The sequence below is a fragment of the Chlorobaculum sp. MV4-Y genome (genome assembly GCF_025244685.1).
Lineage (GTDB): Bacteria > Bacteroidota > Chlorobiia > Chlorobiales > Chlorobiaceae > Chlorobaculum.
The window spans coordinates 1,456,336-1,472,649 of the sequence record NZ_CP104202.1; the positions used below are offsets into that span (position 1 = coordinate 1,456,336).

A 16,314-nucleotide genomic window follows, 5' to 3' on the forward strand; every position below is an offset into this window, starting at 1 on the left:
CGCAATGCGCTGCACGGAGCTGTTTCAGAAATTCTGACGATTTGACCGACGATGGGCTATTCATCCGATCTGGAAACTCTCGAATTCGAACTCGGAGTCAAAACTCTCGAGCGCTGGCTGCTCAAACCGGAAAAGACGATGAGCGTCTCCATCGCCATCCCGAAAGAGCGTGCCCAGGACGAGCGGCGCGTGGCCCTTTCACCGGCGGGTGTTCAGATACTTTCCGAACAGGGTATCCGGGTGGTGGTGGAAAGCAACGCGGGCCACTTCTGCAATTTCCATGATCAGGATTACGCCGAAGCCGGTGCGATCATCGTCACCTCACCAGAGGAGCTGTACCCGCAGGCCAACATCATCGTCAAGGTCTCACCGCCGCAACCCGAAGAGTTGCACCTCCTCCTGCCGGGCCAGATGCTCATTTCCGCCGTGCACCTCGGCACGGTGAGTCGCCAGATGATCAAAACGCTGATCGACAAGAACATCACGGCGCTCGGCTTTGAGTTCATCGAAACAAGAGATGGTGAACTGCCCATCGTCAGAACGTTGAGCGAAATCGCCGGCTCTCTGGCCATCCAGACGGCGGCGAAATACCTCGAAACCGGTTACGGCGGCAGCGGTATTCTGCTCGGAGGCATCGCCGGCGTACCGCCGGCGCACGTCACCATCATCGGCGCGGGAACGGTGGGCCTGTTCGCCGCGCAGGACGCGCTCGGCCTCGGTGCGCAGGTGACGGTGATCGACAAGGAGATCAACCGGCTGCGGCGATTTGAGGCTTTCTTCAACCGCCACCTGGTAACGGCCATCGCCAACGAGCACTACATTTCACAGCTCGCGAAAATGTCCGATGTGATGATCGGCGCGCTCAGTCCCAAGCTGAAGCTGAACAAACCGCTGGTGAGCGAGCAGGTGGTTCAATCGATGAAACCCGGCTCGGTGATCATCGACGTTTCGATCGACCAGGGAGCCTGTTTCGGCACCAGCCGTCACACGACGCACACCAACCCGATTTACGTCAAGCATGGCGTCACGCACTACTGCGTACCGAACATCCCGTCAGCAGTCGCCAAAACCGCCACCTTTGCCCTGACCAACACGCTCCTGCCGTTCCTGCTCAAGCTGAACGCGCACCAGACCATTCCGGAAATACTCTGGAACAGCCACAGCCTGCGCAAAGGCACCTACCTTTACAAAGGCTACGTCACAAAAAAATCCTCGCCGAACTGACCGATTTCCCATTCCGCGAAATCGAAATGCTGCTCGCCACGGCGTGAAAAAGGGCGGCCACAAAGGCTGCCCCTGTATCATCCTGTCCACCAAATCCACCTCGTTCCCCCCTACAAATACTCCAGCGGCTTGCCAAGCTGACGTGCGATGTAGGAAGCGCACGAAATGCCCGAGTAGGTCACGGCAATTACTCCCTGACCGGGAAAGGTACTGTCGCCAGCGGCAAAGAGGTTCTTCACCGGCGTGCGGTTCTGCGGCTTCAAAAGGATGTTCTGACCCGGCTTAAGCAACGGCCCGTAGGAGCCGTCACGGCGATTGAGGTAGCACGCGTGGCTCTGCGGCGTTGCGGTCACCATGAGTTCGGTGGCATCCTGAATTCCCGGCAGGAGTCGCTCGGCTCTCGCAATCAGTGATTTTGCAAAAGCCTCTTTCGCAGCCTTGTATTCCGCGCCGCGATACTCGTACCGATCCCACTGCCAGGTCTCGGCGGTCACAAAAAGATGCAGGGCGTGCTTGCCGGGCGGCGCAAGCGACTGATCGAGCACCGAGGGAGCAGAGAAGTAGATCGTGCCTCCAAGCTCGTCGTGCGTCGACCAGTCATCCACAATGATGTGGTGCATGTGGAAGCCCTGAGGTACGATCGAGCCGTCCACACCGAGCCATAGCTGGAACCAGCTCGGAGCCTTGATGAAACGATCATCCGGAATCCGCAACCGGGGATCGTCCACGAGCTTGCTGAAGGTGTCCCACACCGTGGCGTTGCTGACCACCGCCGTCGCTCTCACCTCCTTGCCGTCAGAGAGACGGACACCGACCGCCGAGCCGTTCTCGACGATGACCTTCGACACTTCGCTGCCGAACCGGATTGAGCCCCCGAATTTTTCGAATCCCTTCACCAGCGCCGACGGAATGGCTCCCGAGCCACCGACAGGATAGTTGATACCGCCATGGTGCCGATCGGCCAGGCAGATGCCCGCATTGACCAGCGGGGTCGAAATGGCGTCCTGCACCGCCCACGAGTAGGATTCGAGATCAATAAAACGCAGCAGCTCTTTGTCGCTGATGTAACGCCGCGCCATCTTGCCCATCGAAAAGAGCGTCTTGACGCCAAGGGACATAACCTTCAGCGGATGCCGGGCACCGACAACCCCAAGATGCATCACATCTTCGAGTGAGCCGGCGGGCAAAGAATTCAGAATTTCATAGACCGATTCAAGCTCGTCGTAAAATTTCCGGATGCCTGTGCGTTCGTGCGGAAACCGGCGGCAGAGCGCTTCGAGAAAACGCTCACGATCAAACCAGGCCGGAACCTCGAAGCCTGCCGGCATGTGGTAATGAATCTGCACCGGATCGGGAATGGTCTTAACCTCGATGCCGAGTTTGCGGAAAATCCGTGAATGCAGGTTGAGTGTCCCCTTTGCGTCGTCATCGCAGAAACCGTAAAACACCGAGGCTCCGGCATCGAAGGTGTAACCTCCCTTCTCAAACGACGAGCAGCTCCCACCGGGAAACCTGTTTTTTTCGAAAACGACGGTTGAAAAACCCCGCTCCTGCAACAACGCTGCCGCCGTCAGGCCTCCGATACCCGCCCCGATGACAATAACATCAACCGTTTCAGCCATCTTTCAATTTTTTTTGTGCCAAATCAAAACCTCTGACGCGGAACCAATATTTGGTGTTGAACTCAAAGTTCTCTAAAGATATATTTTTATATTGTTTGTCGTGAACAACACTATCACTGACCATCGAATTCGCAGCTCTATTCGGGAAAAAACTTCCTCAAAGCATCCGTCAAAACCACACCCTATGAAAGAGAAAAAACAGATGCTCTCAGCTCAGGAACAGCTCAAACAACAGGAGTTTCAAGAGGAGGCTGTCGCGCATATCAATTCACTCTACAACTATGCGCTGCATCTCACGATGAACCCTGACGACGCCCATGATCTGGTGCAGGAGACATACCTGAAGGCATATAAATTTTTCAATTCCTTCGAGCGGGGAACAAACTGCAAGGCGTGGCTGTTCAAAATTCTCAAAAACAATTACATTAACAAATTTCGTAAAAACGCAAGGGAACCCGGCAAAGTTGATTACGACCTGATCAAGGATTTTTACCATACGATCAAGGACGTGCAGAGCGACACAACCGAAGCCGAGTCGGATTTTTTCCATTCCCTGTTGCACGAAGAGGTTTACCAGGCATTACAGTCGCTTCCAGAAGAGTTCAGGGAGGTCATACAGTTGTGCGATATTGAAGGATTTACTTACGAGGAGATCGCGAATATGGTTGAAAGCCCGATCGGAACGGTTCGATCACGTTTGTACAGAGGCAGAAAACTGTTGCGTGCCAAACTTGAAGATTACGCCAAAAAGCACGGGTACGACACCGAATCTGGTGATTAATCCCTTTACTTCAAATAATTTATCAGTTGACAGCCATGAATTGTAACAAAGCAATGGTGCTCATGAGCGCAGCTATTGACGGGGAGCTCACCCCGAAAGAAGAGGAAGAGCTTGCCCAACACCTTGCTGATTGTCCTGAATGCCGGGCCGAGTTTCAGGATGCAAAAAAAACCAAAATCATTATCAAAGAACGCATCGTTCGAGTCAAGGCGCCGTCAACCCTCGTCGAGTCGATTACAAGGCTGACCACCATTACTTCCTGAAGTACCCTCCCCATAAATACAGTATTTTCCTCGCAATCACCCATTCATGCAATGAATGGAGAGGTTGTTTTTTGGTTTGATTAATGTGATTTAATAACTATATATATTAATACTTTTTCATTCGTACCATTGAATGACGCAAAGAGGCATTAACAGGATTATCACATGAGCAAATCGATTACAATTACAGAAGAAGAGGTAAAAAAATGGCAATTCAATATGCCGGACGAGATGCTCGATGCTGTATCAAACCGGTTCAAACTGCTCTCCGAGCCGATGCGGCTTAAAATTTTGCGAACTCTCTGCGACCGGGAACACACGGTTCAGGAGATCGTCAAGGAGGTCGGAGCGAGCCAGGCCAACATCTCCAAGCATCTGGCGCTCATGCACGACAACGGCGTCGTCAACCGTCGCAAAGAGGGACTCAAGTGCTACTACCGGATTTCGGACGACAGCATCGTCTACGCCTGCTTCCTCATCTCGAAAAGCGTGGTTGAAAACCTTCAGGACCGTTTGAGCTGGATTCAGAAAGTGAACACCAACCTGACAACCTGAACAGTTTTGCGCAGATAGAACAGATACCAGGGCGATATTCAGTATTGCCCTGTCTTTGTTTCCGCCGCTCGCCTGACCCTATCTACCAGATAATAACTCCGCCTGACAGACCCGGCATGTGCTCATAACCAAGCTTCTCCCATTTACTCTGCACTGTTTTCCTTACCTGTGCTCTCCTCCTGAAAGTCTGACAAAATGACCATCCTCATGTCAGAACGCCGATAAATACACGCATATCTGTCAGACAAAAACAGAGGAAAAGTCGAAAAAACGCCTTGGCACGTCTTTTGATGTTTTAATAACAGAGGTGATCAAGGATCGCCAAACCAAAATGATTTAAAACAAACAAAGCATAAAGGAGATCATCATGTTAATGAAAATAGCGAAAGACCCGATGAGGCTGTTCGACGATATCTGGAGTGGCAGCCAGATGCCTGTAGCCCCGTCATTCAAAGTGGATATTTCTGAAGACGAGCATGCCTACCATCTCGACGCCGAGCTTCCGGGCATTGCAAAGGAACAGATCGCACTGAACATCGAGGATGACGTACTCATTATCAAGGCCGAGCGCACGCACAAAGAGGAGGAGAAAAAGAAGGATTACCACAGGGTCGAAAGAACCTACGGTTCATTCTCCCGCAGCTTCAATATCGGCGAGATCATCGACCAGGAGCACATCAGCGCAACTTACGACAATGGCGTACTGCACGTCACACTGCCGAAGACCCAGCCGGTCAAGAAAACCAAGGAAATTTCAATCAACTAACCGATTTTCTCCCGAACGCCTCCTGACAGAACGGAGGCGTTTAACGTAGATCAAAACCATAAAAAAAAGGAATTACACATCATGGGTAAAATTATCGGAATCGACCTCGGCACCACCAACTCCTGCGTAGCGGTCATGCAGGGTACCCAGCCGACGGTCATAGAAAACTCTGAAGGCAGCCGAACGACTCCGTCGATGGTCGCTTTTACCAAGACGGGCGAAAGGCTCGTGGGCCAGGCTGCAAAGCGCCAGGCCGTTACCAACCCGAAAAACACCATTTTTTCGATCAAGCGCTTCATGGGCCGCAAATACGACGAAGTGCCGAACGAGAAAAAGCTTGCCTCGTACGACGTGGTCAACGAGGGCGGCGACGCCAAGGTGAAAATCGGCGACAAAACCTACTCTCCCCAGGAAATTTCAGCCATGATCCTTCAGAAGATGAAGCAGACGGCTGAAGACTTCCTCGGCGAAAAGGTAACCGAAGCCGTCATCACCGTTCCGGCCTACTTCAACGACGCCCAGCGCCAGGCCACCAAAGACGCCGGCAAAATCGCGGGTCTCGAAGTCAAACGAATCATTAACGAGCCGACGGCAGCTGCACTTGCCTACGGCCTCGACAAAAAGCAACAGAACGAGAAGGTGGCTGTGTTCGACCTCGGTGGCGGTACCTTTGACATTTCGATTCTCGAACTCGGCGACGGCGTGTTCGAGGTCAAATCGACCGACGGCGACACCCACCTCGGCGGTGATGACTTCGACCAGGTGATCATCGACTACCTTGCCGACGAGTTCAAGAAACAGGAGGGAATCGACCTGCGCAAGGACGCTATCGCATTGCAGCGTCTGAAAGAGGCCGCAGAAAAGGCCAAGATCGAGCTGTCGTCGCGCACCGACACCGAGATCAACCTCCCCTTCATTACCGCGACCCAGGAGGGCCCGAAACACTTGGTGATCAACCTTACCCGCGCCAAGTTCGAGGCGATGAGCGCAGCCCTTTTCGACAAGCTGCTTGAACCCTGCCGCCGCGCTATCAAGAACTCAAAGCTTGACATGAAGGAGATCGACGAGGTAGTGCTGGTCGGCGGTTCGACCCGCATTCCGAAGGTACAGGCTCTCGTGAAAGAGTTTTTCGGCAAGGAGCCGAACAAGAGCGTCAACCCTGACGAGGTGGTCGCTATTGGCGCGGCGATCCAGGGCGGCGTGCTCAAGGGCGACGTCACCGACGTGCTTCTGCTCGACGTCACCCCGCTGTCGCTCGGTATCGAGACCCTCGGCGGCGTCATGACCAAGCTGATCGACGCCAACACCACGGTGCCGACCCGCAAGCAGGAAGTCTTCTCGACCGCCGCCGACAACCAGACCTCGGTCGAGGTGCACGTGTTGCAGGGTGAGCGTCCGATGGCCAGCGACAACAAGACCCTCGGCAGGTTCCACCTCGGCGATATTCCGCCGGCACCACGCGGCATTCCGCAGATCGAGGTGACCTTCGACATCGACGCCAACGGCATTTTGAACGTGTCGGCCAAAGACAAGGCGACGGGCAAGGAGCAGAGCATCAAGATCGAGGCGAGCGGCAAACTGACTGACGCCGAGATCGAGAAGATGAAAGAGGATGCGAAGGCGCACGCTGCCGAAGACCAGAAGCGCAAGGAGGAGATCGACCTGAAGAACTCCGCCGACTCGCTGATCTTCAGCACCGAGAAGCAGCTCACCGAGCTTGGCGACAAGCTTCCGGCGGACAAAAAGGCGCAGATCGAGAGCGCGCTCGAAAAGCTTAAAGAGGCGCACAAGAGCGGCAGCGCTGATGCGATCAAACCGGCGATGGATGAGCTGAGCAAGGTCTGGAGCGAAGCTGCTTCGAACCTCTATGGCCAGCCCGGCCCGCAGCCTGAGTCAAACGGCCACGCCGGAGCCAACAAGAGCAGCGACGGAGCGGTCAACGCCGAATACGAAGTGATCGACGGCGACGACAAGTAAAAGCTGTCGGACCAGCCACAATCAAAAAGCCCCGTGTCAGTAAAAACGGGGCTTTTTGCGTTTATGACGATGAAGCGGATTTGACACTCACCTGTCATTGCGAAGAGCACAGCGACTTGGCAATCCAGTTCACCCCTCAGCGCACAGCATCTCCTCCAGAATGTCCGAGGCTGTAGCGACAGCATCAACACATACTGTCTCGAACAGCTTCAGCTCGCGCGCTTTTTGCAGGTTTTCCGGTTCGCCAATGCAGAGGCCGAGAATCGATTCGCATTGGCATGAACCCATGCGCCTCTCGAACTCCGCCATAAACTGCCGCCCAAGCTCGTAAGTTTTCGATTTGTTCGCCAGCTCCTCAATACCACCCATGCCGTAGCGCATCGACAACACCATCAGCGCCCCTGTCACCGCACCGCACATCCCTCCACCCGATCCAACGCATCCGCCCCCAAACACCGTCGCCAACCGCAACGCGCTCGCTTCGTCAAGCACCTCCGCCTGACGAAAAGCAGCAAACACCGCCTGGCTGCAATTGCAACGGTTGCTGAACAGCTCAATCGCTTTTTCTTTTCTGTGCATGAGATTATGGTAAAGGGTTCTTGATAATCATCGAAAAACGCTCACTCGCCGCGTAATGCTTTCTCGTTTTCCGCCAGTATTTGCTGGGCTTCGGGTAAATTTTTGTAACGCAAAAAGAAATAAATGCCAAAAGCGAAGGTATGATGCATGTTCAATTCTCTTGATTCAAGATCCGTCAAAAGGTCAGGCGAGATCTCAATATACTCAACAAGTGAACATTGACACCTAAGTGTTTGAGTAGCATCCCTTAACGACAGCATTGCAAGGGCGAAAAGTGCGAAATATCTGAAAAAAGTCGGAAAATCATAACACACGACTTCCCGTAAAGGAGGTGAGCGCAGCCATGAAATCTTTTTTATTTGCAGACCTTTTGCTAACTTAACATAATTAAGGTTTACACCACCAAGAGGTGCCCAGTCAGCCAATCAAACCGAGCAGAACCATGCAACCTCAGCTCAGCCGCCCACAAACCGCCACCAACCAGGTTCGTAAAGCTGTTTCCGGCCCATGGTCAGGAAATGCGGTACACAAAGCCGAAAAGTATTTCATTACATCAGCAAAACGCGATCGCAACGACAGGCTTCAGATCGAGCTTGTTCCTGCTTCTGGTCGCCGCAAGCTGTCGCCAACACCGGAGATGATCCGTAGGCTCATCGATGGCGAAATCGAGATTTACGTCCTCACCACCCAGCCTGACATCGCCATCGACATGAACAAGGAGGTCATCGACATGGAAAACCGCTATGTCATTGATTTTGACAAGCGCGGCGTCAAGTGGACGATGCGGGATATTCCTGTTTTCTACCGCGAAGGCAAGGGTCTGTGCGTGGAGCTTCATAACAAGATTTATACCCTCGACCAGTTCTTCAAATAAACAGGCTTGTTTCAGCACCTCTCTCAAGCAAATCTGTTCAAAAAGAGCCATGCTCCAGCGTGGCTCTTTTTTTTGCCCATAAAAAAGCCCGGTGATGTCCGGGCTTTTCAGAGTGTTTTAGATTACTTCTTATCGAGATTCTTTTGGGCGAGTTTCGCCTCGGGAGATTGCGGGTAAAGATTGACTACATCCTTGTAACGCGCTCTTGCGTTGGCCTCATCTCCGATTTTCGCGAATGAAAGTCCCTGCTTGTACAGCGCAGCGGGCCGTTTGGGACTCTTGGTATATCTGGCAATGACGGTCTGATATTCAAGAATAGCCTTCTCGTACCACTTTTCGTTGTAATAAGTCTCGGCCAGGAAAAATTGGGCATCGGCAACTTTCGGCGATTTGGGATTGCCGGTCATAAAGGCATTGAAACTCTCGCGAGCGCCAGCGTAATCTTCTCTTTTCATCTTGATCAACCCTTCGCTGAGTAATGCCTCGCCAGTTGCGGGTGCCAGAGCCCCCTGCGTTGCAGCCGAAGGCTCTTCTTTTTTGGACTGAGCAGATGTACTCCCTGAAGAATTGCTTGACGTTGAAGATGACTGTGGCGGCGGCACAACCTTCGGCAACGAAGACTTGTCTTTTCCGGTAGTCTCAATCCCAAGATATTGCTCTATCCTTGCAATCCGGTTTTCAAGATCGTCGGCCTTTCTGACCAGCAAGGAATCCTCCATATCGAGCCTTTTCTTAGAAGCCCGATAATCGTATTGCAATTCATCGATCTTTCCATTAAGAGAAGCGACCTCTTCACGGTATTGGGTTATTTCGGAATAGGAACCCGCCGACTGCTGTTTTATAACCGTCGACTCTTGCTTGAGCTGTGAAACCTCCCCCTGAACATAGCTCAGATCTTTCTGTGACGCACATGCAGAAAGAAGAATCGAAGGAATCAACAAAAGACGTCTGGTTTTCATCATGGATCGATATTTGGTTCATGAATAACAAAACCGGGGACTGGGCATAACCCGGCCTCCGGTATAGTGCTCATTCGATCGGAAGATTTATTTCGTGACGAAATGGTCTCTTCTGTTCTTTGCCCAAGCCTCTTCGTTATGACCGGGGTCAAAAGGCTTTTCTTCACCGTAACTGACGGTGGAAAGACGACCGCCGTTTACTCCAAGATTAACCAGATAAGCTCGAGCCGCTTCAGCACGGCGCTCACCAAGCGCGATGTTGTACTCATCGGTCCCCCGCTCATCGCAATGTCCCTCAATGGTCACGGCAGAAGCAGGGTGTTTCTGCATCCAGGCGGCATTCTGATTGAGTTGTTCCTGTGCTTCGGAATTTAGTGCCGAGCTGTCGAAATCGAAGAAAATGTCGCCGATGATTGAACCGGCTCGGCCCCCTTGTCCAATGTCTTCCACACCCACTCCGGCTCCAGCTCCGCCTCCCATTCCCGATCCATAACCGGATCCGGAGGTTTCGTCTGTCGATACTGCACTTTTTGAAGAACAGCCTGCCAAAATGATCATGGCAGCACCGATAATTCCTGTTAACGTATGTCTCATGGGTATTCTCTCGTTGTGTTGATGTAATCAAAAAAGACTGGAGGGCTCTTATGCCCTCCATATCTTCATGGCAAATTTACTTTTCTTCAAAATGCGCTCTTCTGTTCTTTGCCCATGCCGCCTCGTCGTGACCAGAATCAAACGGCTTTTCTTCGCCGTAGCTGACCGTGCTCATACGAGCCTGATCGGCACCAAAACTCATCATACCTTGCATTGCAGACTGAGCCCTACGTTCGCCAAGTGCCATGTTGTACTCCGACGTGCCCCGCTCGTCGCAATGACCTTCAATAATGATGCTCTTGTCCTTGTTAGCGGCCATCCATTCAGCATTGGTCTTGAGCTGCGCCTCGCCTGCCGGGTTAATCCTGGAACGATCGAAATCAAAGAAAATATCGCCTAACGGTTCAACTGCTGGCATGGGCGCGGGTGCCGGTGGTGGCGGAGGAGACGGTGGTACCGGTGTCGGTTTCGATGTGCAGCAGCATGCGCCAAGCAGCAGCAGTGCCGGAACATACAATGCCCTCTTGGTAATCTTTTTAATGTTTGTCATAAATGCCTCTCTTTATTAAAGGTTGACAAAATGAGCCTCTACTTGCTTACAGACCATGATGGCTGCTGCTGCTCACCTTGCATATTCAGCAAAGGCCGTTGATTCGAACCGTCAGCATTCATGACATAGAGTCTTCTTCTGCCATTCCGGGTCGATGAAAAAACAATCATACTTCCATCAGGAGACCACGACGGATGCTCGTTATTGCCTGAGCCACTGGTCAGCTGAAGTAGACCTGATCCATCGACATCTATCGAAAATATATTGATTTCACCACTCTTTTGCATTGAAGAATACAAGATTTTACCCCCATTTGGCGACCATGAGGGCTGGGTATTGTAGATGCCACTGTAGGTCAGTCGTCGAACCTGACCACCATTCATATCCTGGATGAAAATCTGTGGGCCGCCTTGCCGGGTCGAAACAAAAGCCATTTTCGAGCCGTCTGGCGAAAAGGTCGGAGACACATCGATGCCACCACCTTTGGTCAACCGGCGCTCAACCGTACCATCAGCCCTGATGAGGTAAAGGTCCTGATCGCCCTGATAGGAGAGTGTCGTAACAAGCGTATTCGTGCCTGGCCGCCACGCCGGACTGATGCACACCCCGTGCTTGTTGACCGAAACTTTGGCACCAGTGGCAAGATTCTTGATATAGAGATCAGGCTTACCGCTCGTATAATCGGTCCATGCGATGTAATTACCATCTGGCGAAACAGCGGGCGTAAGAGAGATAGACCTCGAATTGGTGAGCTGCACAACATTCTCTCCGTCGAAATCACACATGTAAACCTCTTTGTTCCCGGTGCGGTTGGAGACGAAAACAATTTTGGTACCAAAAACAGAGCGTTTGCCGGTAAGCAGCTCAACAAGATCGGCACAGAAACGCAAGCCGATCGCCCGGAGCTGGGACTCTTCCCCGGTATAGGTACGAGCGAGCAGCGACTTGCCGGATGAATCATAAACATGCATTTCAAGAACAGGTCGCCCCGACCTCTTTGTTACAGAACCGCCCGCGTAAATATCACCGCCAACAGAAACAATAGATGCCAGATTAAGTGTGCCATCCTTGGCATTCCTGATATTCAGAGGGGCCGGTAGCAGATTGAACAGACCGGTGAAATCGAGTCCCTTATTGATCGTGGCATCGAGGCTTCGGGCCCATTCCGCCTGCCCGCTTCCATCGGCAGATATTTTGTCAAGAACGATCGCAGTCCTGCTGGCACCCTCTTTACGTATAGCAATATATTCACCAACCTCTTCAGCTCTGAGCGTGAATGGCACAAAGAGCATACCGAACAGCATGATGCAGAGACAGGCGAATGAATTTCTGGTGCTTCTCATATCAGTCGGAAATGAATTTATGTTTTTGTCACAAGCACAAACAGTTCGAGCGGGACACGGTCACAGCCTTATCATGCAAACCGGTAAAAAACACCTCAAAACTGTCAGGGGAACAGCCTTTCTGAATATACAGCAACTTTGCGATACAAGGCAACTTACCAACAGAGATGTTCAGCGCCCGACACCTTCCGGAGTGAAAACAAACCCTACCCAGATACCTTTGGCACCGTATTCCCTGGGAAGTGAGGGAAATGGCGTCGATTTGGCAAGCGCGTTCTTGACGGAATTGTTCAGGTATTCGCTCGATGATTTCCGGTCATAGCGGATCTCGTTGACCGATCCGTCCGGCAGAATCAGCAGGGAAACGTAGACCTCCATGCCCGAAGTGCTCCGAACCATCTGGCTTGAAAAAGACCAGTTTTTCTGGATAATGTCAGCAATTCTGGCCTTGTAGGGATCGAACACTCCCCCGCCACCAGTGCCGTAACGTCCACCGCCGGCGCCTGAACCGGAACCGGAGCTGGCGGGACCACCCCCGCCGGACGCAACTTTTTTCTGAAGATTGGCCAACGTACTGCTGAGATTGCTCGGAGCCGCAGCTTTGCCTGTTTCCGTTTTCTGGCTGGACGATTTATTCTTCAGCCGTTCAAGAGCGGCCTGAAGATTCTTCCGTTCATCCACGACACTCTCCTTCTTCGGAGCCGGTTCGGGAGCCTTGACCGGGGTCTTTTCAGGATTTTTTTTGACCACCAAAGGCTCGGGAATCTTTTTCACAGGTTGAGGAGGCGGTTCTGCCACCTTCTTTGCCGCCGCCGGTTCAGGAGTTTCCGCCTGCTTCTCGATGGCAGCTGGCGGTGTTTCGGGACTTTTCGGCCCACCAGCAGGACCGGGAAGTCCTGGCATCTGCACCAACGAAACATTGACGATCTTCATCGGTGGATGCATCCGGACGTAAAGCAGCTGAAGAACAACGACAGCAGCAACAACGGCCGCATGCGCTGCCGCGGCAATACCAAGCCAGACGTAAAACCGCCGCTGTTCCAGTTTCAGTTCAGTCCTGCGCTGCATACCTTGCCTGTCGAATCAACGTTTCTGGCTATCAGTCACCGATGGTTCAGTGACCATGCCGACCTTTTCCACCCCGGCATCCCTGATCGATGCCATGACCGACATAACGAAACCGTACGGCAGTGTCTTGTCAGCCTTCAGATAGACCTCTTCAGCCTTCATTGATTCGAGAATTTTCGGCAGGCGCTCGGCGATCTGCGATTCGTCGAGCTGATAATCGTTGATCATGATTTTCCTCGACGCATCGATGCTCACCACAAGCCCTTTTGGATCGATATCCATCCGCTCATGCGTCGTCTGCGGAACATCCACTTTCATCCCGCTGGTCATCATGGGAGCAGTCACCATGAAGATAACGAGCAGCACAAGCATGACGTCAACGAAAGGCGTCACGTTGATCTCGCTCATGAGCCTGGTTTTCTGACCGGTCATCATCGCCGTACTCCCGCTTACTGGTTGAAAAATGAATCGACGAAGTCGAGAGCGAAATCCTCCATGTCACGCTCGATCTGACCGATCTGATGGGTCAGATAGTTGTAGCCCATCACGGCGGGAATCGCCGCAACCAGACCGGTCGCCGTGGCCACAAGCGCTTCGGAGATACCCGGAGCGACGGCGGCGAGCGAGGCCGATTTCATGAGACCGATATTCTGAAACGCGCTCATGATGCCCCAAACGGTACCGAACAGTCCGATGAACGGCGCGGTGTTGCCCGTTGTGGCCAGAAACGGCACCATATGAGTCAGGCGCTTGCTCTCGGCGTTGACCTCCCGCTTGACGGCGAGCGTGATGCGCTCCTTCACATGTGAGGCGTTGGCGCGGTCACGCATCGCACTGTACTCGATGTAACCGGCACGGAATACTCTGGCAAGGGAACTGTTCCGGTAGTTTTCGCTCACCGCGAAGAGCTTGTCTGCATTCCTCAGGTCAAAAAACGAGTCCAGAAAATCCTGCGACTCATTCATCGACTTTCTGACAAACCCGAACTTCCAGGCGATAATCGCCCAGGAAATGATTGAAAAAAGGATCAACACCAGCAGCACCATCACCACCACTGGGCCGGAGCCGGCAATCATCGACACGATTCCGCCACTCGCATGTTCAAGCATGTTCGATTCCCTCTGATAGGTTCGCGATTATAAAGAGACCAGATTCCGGACAACCAGGTAGGCGACAGCGGAGCCCGATATTGCACACAATGTATTGACCAGATCATTGTTTACAAAATCATATCCCTTAAGCAGTTCGTTGGCAACACGACTGCCGTCGGAAGCGATGCTGTGCGTCCGTTCCGTCACCTTCTGGCGGATGGGATCGTAATACTGAGCCTGCACCGTCGCACCAAAAAAGCTGTCCACGAGGCTGGCGAAAAGCCCGGAAACGCCAATCACCAGAAGCGATGTCATGATGCCAACCTGACCAATCCATGACACATTCATCAGGACGGCGCTTGAACAGATGAGCAGCGAACCGAGAAACGATGCCAACGTGCCGGGAATGGAGACGCCACCGGAGGTTCCAACCGGCACATCCTTGAAGGTGGTGATGAGGCGCGCTTTGGCATTGGGCCACATCGTGCCGATTTCGGTCGCCCAGGTATCGGCCTGCACGGCAGCGAGCGTGCCGAGATAGGCGAAGAAAATGTAGGGGTCGCCGGTCAGCGAGTAGATCACCATCATGATCCAGGCCACACCGCCATTGGCGTAGACCTGAGCGGCATCGCGCTGGGATCCCTTCTCGAACACCAGGTCGAACTTCGCCTTCCGCTTGTGACCGAGCTTGGAGAGAATAGACGAAAGAAGATAGAAGGTCAGAAGCGGCACGGTCCAGACCACGCCACCGACGCCGAAAATAGTGGTACCGAGCAGAAAGGTGGCCGTGGCGCCGCTGTTGTTGAGAAACTTGACCTTGATCGAAAAGATCGCCATCATCAGCGCGAAAAGCCCGCCGAGCAGAAAAGCGTCGATCGTCACCATGTCGTTGACATCGATCAGGTAGAGCACGTAGGCGATGGATAGTGGAATGAACAGATTGTCGAGACCCCAGGAGAGCAGCGCCTCGACCGCCGTAACCAGCAGCGCCAGAAGCAATGCCAGAGCAAGCAGTTTCCAGACCGGCTGTCCAATGAGTCCACCGGTAAAAGCATCCCGGAAAACAAAGAGGGAGACCAAAAGAATGACAAGGCTTGAGATGAACATAGCCATCGACCCCTCGATGCTCTTCCGACTTTTGGTGAGGTTCTCGATATGCCGTCCACCGGCTGCCGTACCTACCAGTGCAGCCAGCGCATCGCCAATGCCCAGTACCAGCATTGAGGTCTGGAGAATCCAGACATGCTCACCCCAGAGAAACAGCGCTTGCAGAAAGAAAACCAGAGGAAACAGCACAGGGCCATAACTAATAACCGCCTCGCCCTCCGACGTTATAACAGGCTCACCATGCAGCGACCGGAAAAATCGCGCCTTCAGACTCACCAAACCGATGACAGTGAAAAGCAATGATGCAAGAAGTGGCCAGGCATTGGAGACAAAGTAGGCAGGAATGAAGAACATCACGACCCCCATGCAGAGGTGAATCACCTTCCTGACGACAAGCGGGCTGACGCTGAACTTCCTGGTCAAAAGCTCGCCAAGCAACAGGAAAAAACCGACAAGAGTCAAAAGCAGAAAAAAAGAAGGCATATCCTGCGTAGAGGGCGACTGGATATTCACCATGGTACTGACTTTTTGTTTGATAGGTGGAAGATAAGCAGAACCCTTTGTTCCAAGATACAATTATTAAGTTTTTACACCACTTCGGACAAATGAATTAATTGCTGATTTTTGTACAGGAGAAAATTGTACTCTTGCTTTAATAAGCGGGAAAATGTAAATTACCTTCAATTTTTTATGAACTGGCTCGACAACCGATCCATTGCAATGCCGTCTCAGACCAAACATCGTTCCATGACCGCTGCCTCAGGGCACAAAGAGGCTTCACAGCCTGAAGCACCTGCGGCAAGCAGCTTCACTGCACACCACACCACCCTCCTCTCCGGCATTACCCTTACCGTATCGGTACCGCTCGTACACGTACGAATTATCGTAGCCTGACCCACCGTCAGCCCGTTTCCAGGTCCATCGTATTTTCCGCGACAATGCATCAGACTTCAAGGCTTCG

General features: G+C 52.7%; 17 protein-coding genes and 1 pseudogene. 7 read left to right on the top strand and 11 right to left on the bottom strand.

Annotated features, from left to right (window positions below; translation table 11 throughout):
• Positions 1-51 precede the first annotated feature (51 nt).
• Positions 52-1,271 (top strand): annotated as a pseudogene (locus NY406_RS07150) (alanine dehydrogenase).
• Between the two features lie 63 nt (positions 1,272-1,334).
• Here NY406_RS07150 and NY406_RS07155 read toward each other — a convergent pair.
• Positions 1,335-2,846, bottom strand: coding sequence for an FAD-dependent oxidoreductase (locus NY406_RS07155; RefSeq protein WP_260533420.1), 1,512 nt, complete (start codon positions 2,844-2,846; stop codon positions 1,335-1,337).
• A 184-nt stretch (positions 2,847-3,030) separates the two neighbouring features.
• Between NY406_RS07155 and NY406_RS07160 the strand changes: the two genes are divergently transcribed.
• From NY406_RS07160 to dnaK, 5 genes are all read left to right on the top strand, one after another.
• Entirely contained in the window at positions 3,031-3,627 is a 597-nt protein-coding gene (locus tag NY406_RS07160) for a sigma-70 family RNA polymerase sigma factor (protein ID WP_260633766.1), read from the top strand.
• 35 nt (positions 3,628-3,662) lie between these two features.
• The gene (locus tag NY406_RS07165; protein WP_260633767.1) at positions 3,663-3,890 is read left to right on the top strand and encodes an anti-sigma factor family protein; all 228 of its coding nucleotides are present in this window, start codon (positions 3,663-3,665) and stop codon (positions 3,888-3,890) included.
• A gap of 165 nt (positions 3,891-4,055) precedes the next feature.
• Positions 4,056-4,445 (top strand): ArsR/SmtB family transcription factor, encoded by a 390-nt coding sequence (locus NY406_RS07170; protein ID WP_260533421.1) that lies wholly within the window; start codon positions 4,056-4,058, stop codon positions 4,443-4,445.
• A 367-nt stretch (positions 4,446-4,812) separates the two neighbouring features.
• Positions 4,813-5,211, top strand: a complete 399-nt coding sequence (locus tag NY406_RS07175; protein ID WP_260533422.1) for an Hsp20/alpha crystallin family protein — start codon at positions 4,813-4,815, stop codon at positions 5,209-5,211.
• Between the two features lie 81 nt (positions 5,212-5,292).
• A complete protein-coding gene (gene dnaK / locus NY406_RS07180; RefSeq protein WP_260533423.1) occupies positions 5,293-7,188 on the top strand; it encodes a molecular chaperone DnaK in 1,896 nt (631 codons plus the stop codon).
• 129 nt (positions 7,189-7,317) lie between these two features.
• Here dnaK and NY406_RS07185 read toward each other — a convergent pair whose 3' ends face one another.
• Together NY406_RS07185 and NY406_RS07190 are read right to left on the bottom strand one after the other, a co-directional pair.
• The gene (locus tag NY406_RS07185) at positions 7,318-7,767 is read right to left on the bottom strand and encodes a C-GCAxxG-C-C family (seleno)protein (RefSeq protein ID WP_260533424.1); all 450 of its coding nucleotides are present in this window, start codon (positions 7,765-7,767) and stop codon (positions 7,318-7,320) included.
• 41 nt (positions 7,768-7,808) lie between these two features.
• Positions 7,809-8,192, bottom strand: a complete 384-nt coding sequence (locus tag NY406_RS07190) for a hypothetical protein (RefSeq protein ID WP_260533425.1) — start codon at positions 8,190-8,192, stop codon at positions 7,809-7,811.
• A 17-nt stretch (positions 8,193-8,209) separates the two neighbouring features.
• Between NY406_RS07190 and pscD the strand changes: the two genes are divergently transcribed.
• Entirely contained in the window at positions 8,210-8,641 is a 432-nt protein-coding gene (gene pscD, locus NY406_RS07195; RefSeq protein WP_260533426.1) for a photosystem P840 reaction center protein PscD, read from the top strand.
• A 122-nt stretch (positions 8,642-8,763) separates the two neighbouring features.
• Here pscD and ybgF read toward each other — a convergent pair whose 3' ends face one another.
• The 8 genes from ybgF to NY406_RS07235 form a co-directional block, all read right to left on the bottom strand.
• Complete coding sequence (gene ybgF / locus NY406_RS07200) at positions 8,764-9,603, bottom strand: tol-pal system protein YbgF (RefSeq protein ID WP_260533427.1); 840 nt, start codon at positions 9,601-9,603, stop codon at positions 8,764-8,766.
• 84 nt (positions 9,604-9,687) lie between these two features.
• Positions 9,688-10,194 carry a peptidoglycan-associated lipoprotein Pal gene (gene pal, locus NY406_RS07205; protein WP_260533428.1) on the bottom strand — a complete coding sequence of 169 codons (507 nt, stop codon included), beginning with the start codon at positions 10,192-10,194 and terminating at the stop codon, positions 9,688-9,690.
• A gap of 76 nt (positions 10,195-10,270) precedes the next feature.
• Positions 10,271-10,744, bottom strand: a complete 474-nt coding sequence (gene pal / locus NY406_RS07210; protein ID WP_260533429.1) for a peptidoglycan-associated lipoprotein Pal — start codon at positions 10,742-10,744, stop codon at positions 10,271-10,273.
• A 38-nt stretch (positions 10,745-10,782) separates the two neighbouring features.
• On the bottom strand, positions 10,783-12,087 hold the full coding sequence (gene tolB / locus NY406_RS07215) for a Tol-Pal system beta propeller repeat protein TolB (protein WP_260533430.1): 1,305 nt from the start codon (positions 12,085-12,087) through the stop codon (positions 10,783-10,785).
• 171 nt (positions 12,088-12,258) lie between these two features.
• Positions 12,259-13,155 carry an energy transducer TonB gene (locus NY406_RS07220; protein WP_260533431.1) on the bottom strand — a complete coding sequence of 299 codons (897 nt, stop codon included), beginning with the start codon at positions 13,153-13,155 and terminating at the stop codon, positions 12,259-12,261.
• A gap of 15 nt (positions 13,156-13,170) precedes the next feature.
• Positions 13,171-13,590, bottom strand: a complete 420-nt coding sequence (gene tolR, locus NY406_RS07225) for a protein TolR (protein ID WP_260533432.1) — start codon at positions 13,588-13,590, stop codon at positions 13,171-13,173.
• A 14-nt stretch (positions 13,591-13,604) separates the two neighbouring features.
• Positions 13,605-14,264 carry a protein TolQ gene (gene tolQ / locus NY406_RS07230; RefSeq protein ID WP_260533433.1) on the bottom strand — a complete coding sequence of 220 codons (660 nt, stop codon included), beginning with the start codon at positions 14,262-14,264 and terminating at the stop codon, positions 13,605-13,607.
• A 27-nt stretch (positions 14,265-14,291) separates the two neighbouring features.
• Positions 14,292-15,869 carry a DUF92 domain-containing protein gene (locus NY406_RS07235; protein ID WP_260533434.1) on the bottom strand — a complete coding sequence of 526 codons (1,578 nt, stop codon included), beginning with the start codon at positions 15,867-15,869 and terminating at the stop codon, positions 14,292-14,294.
• Positions 15,870-16,314: the final 445 nt, after the last annotated feature.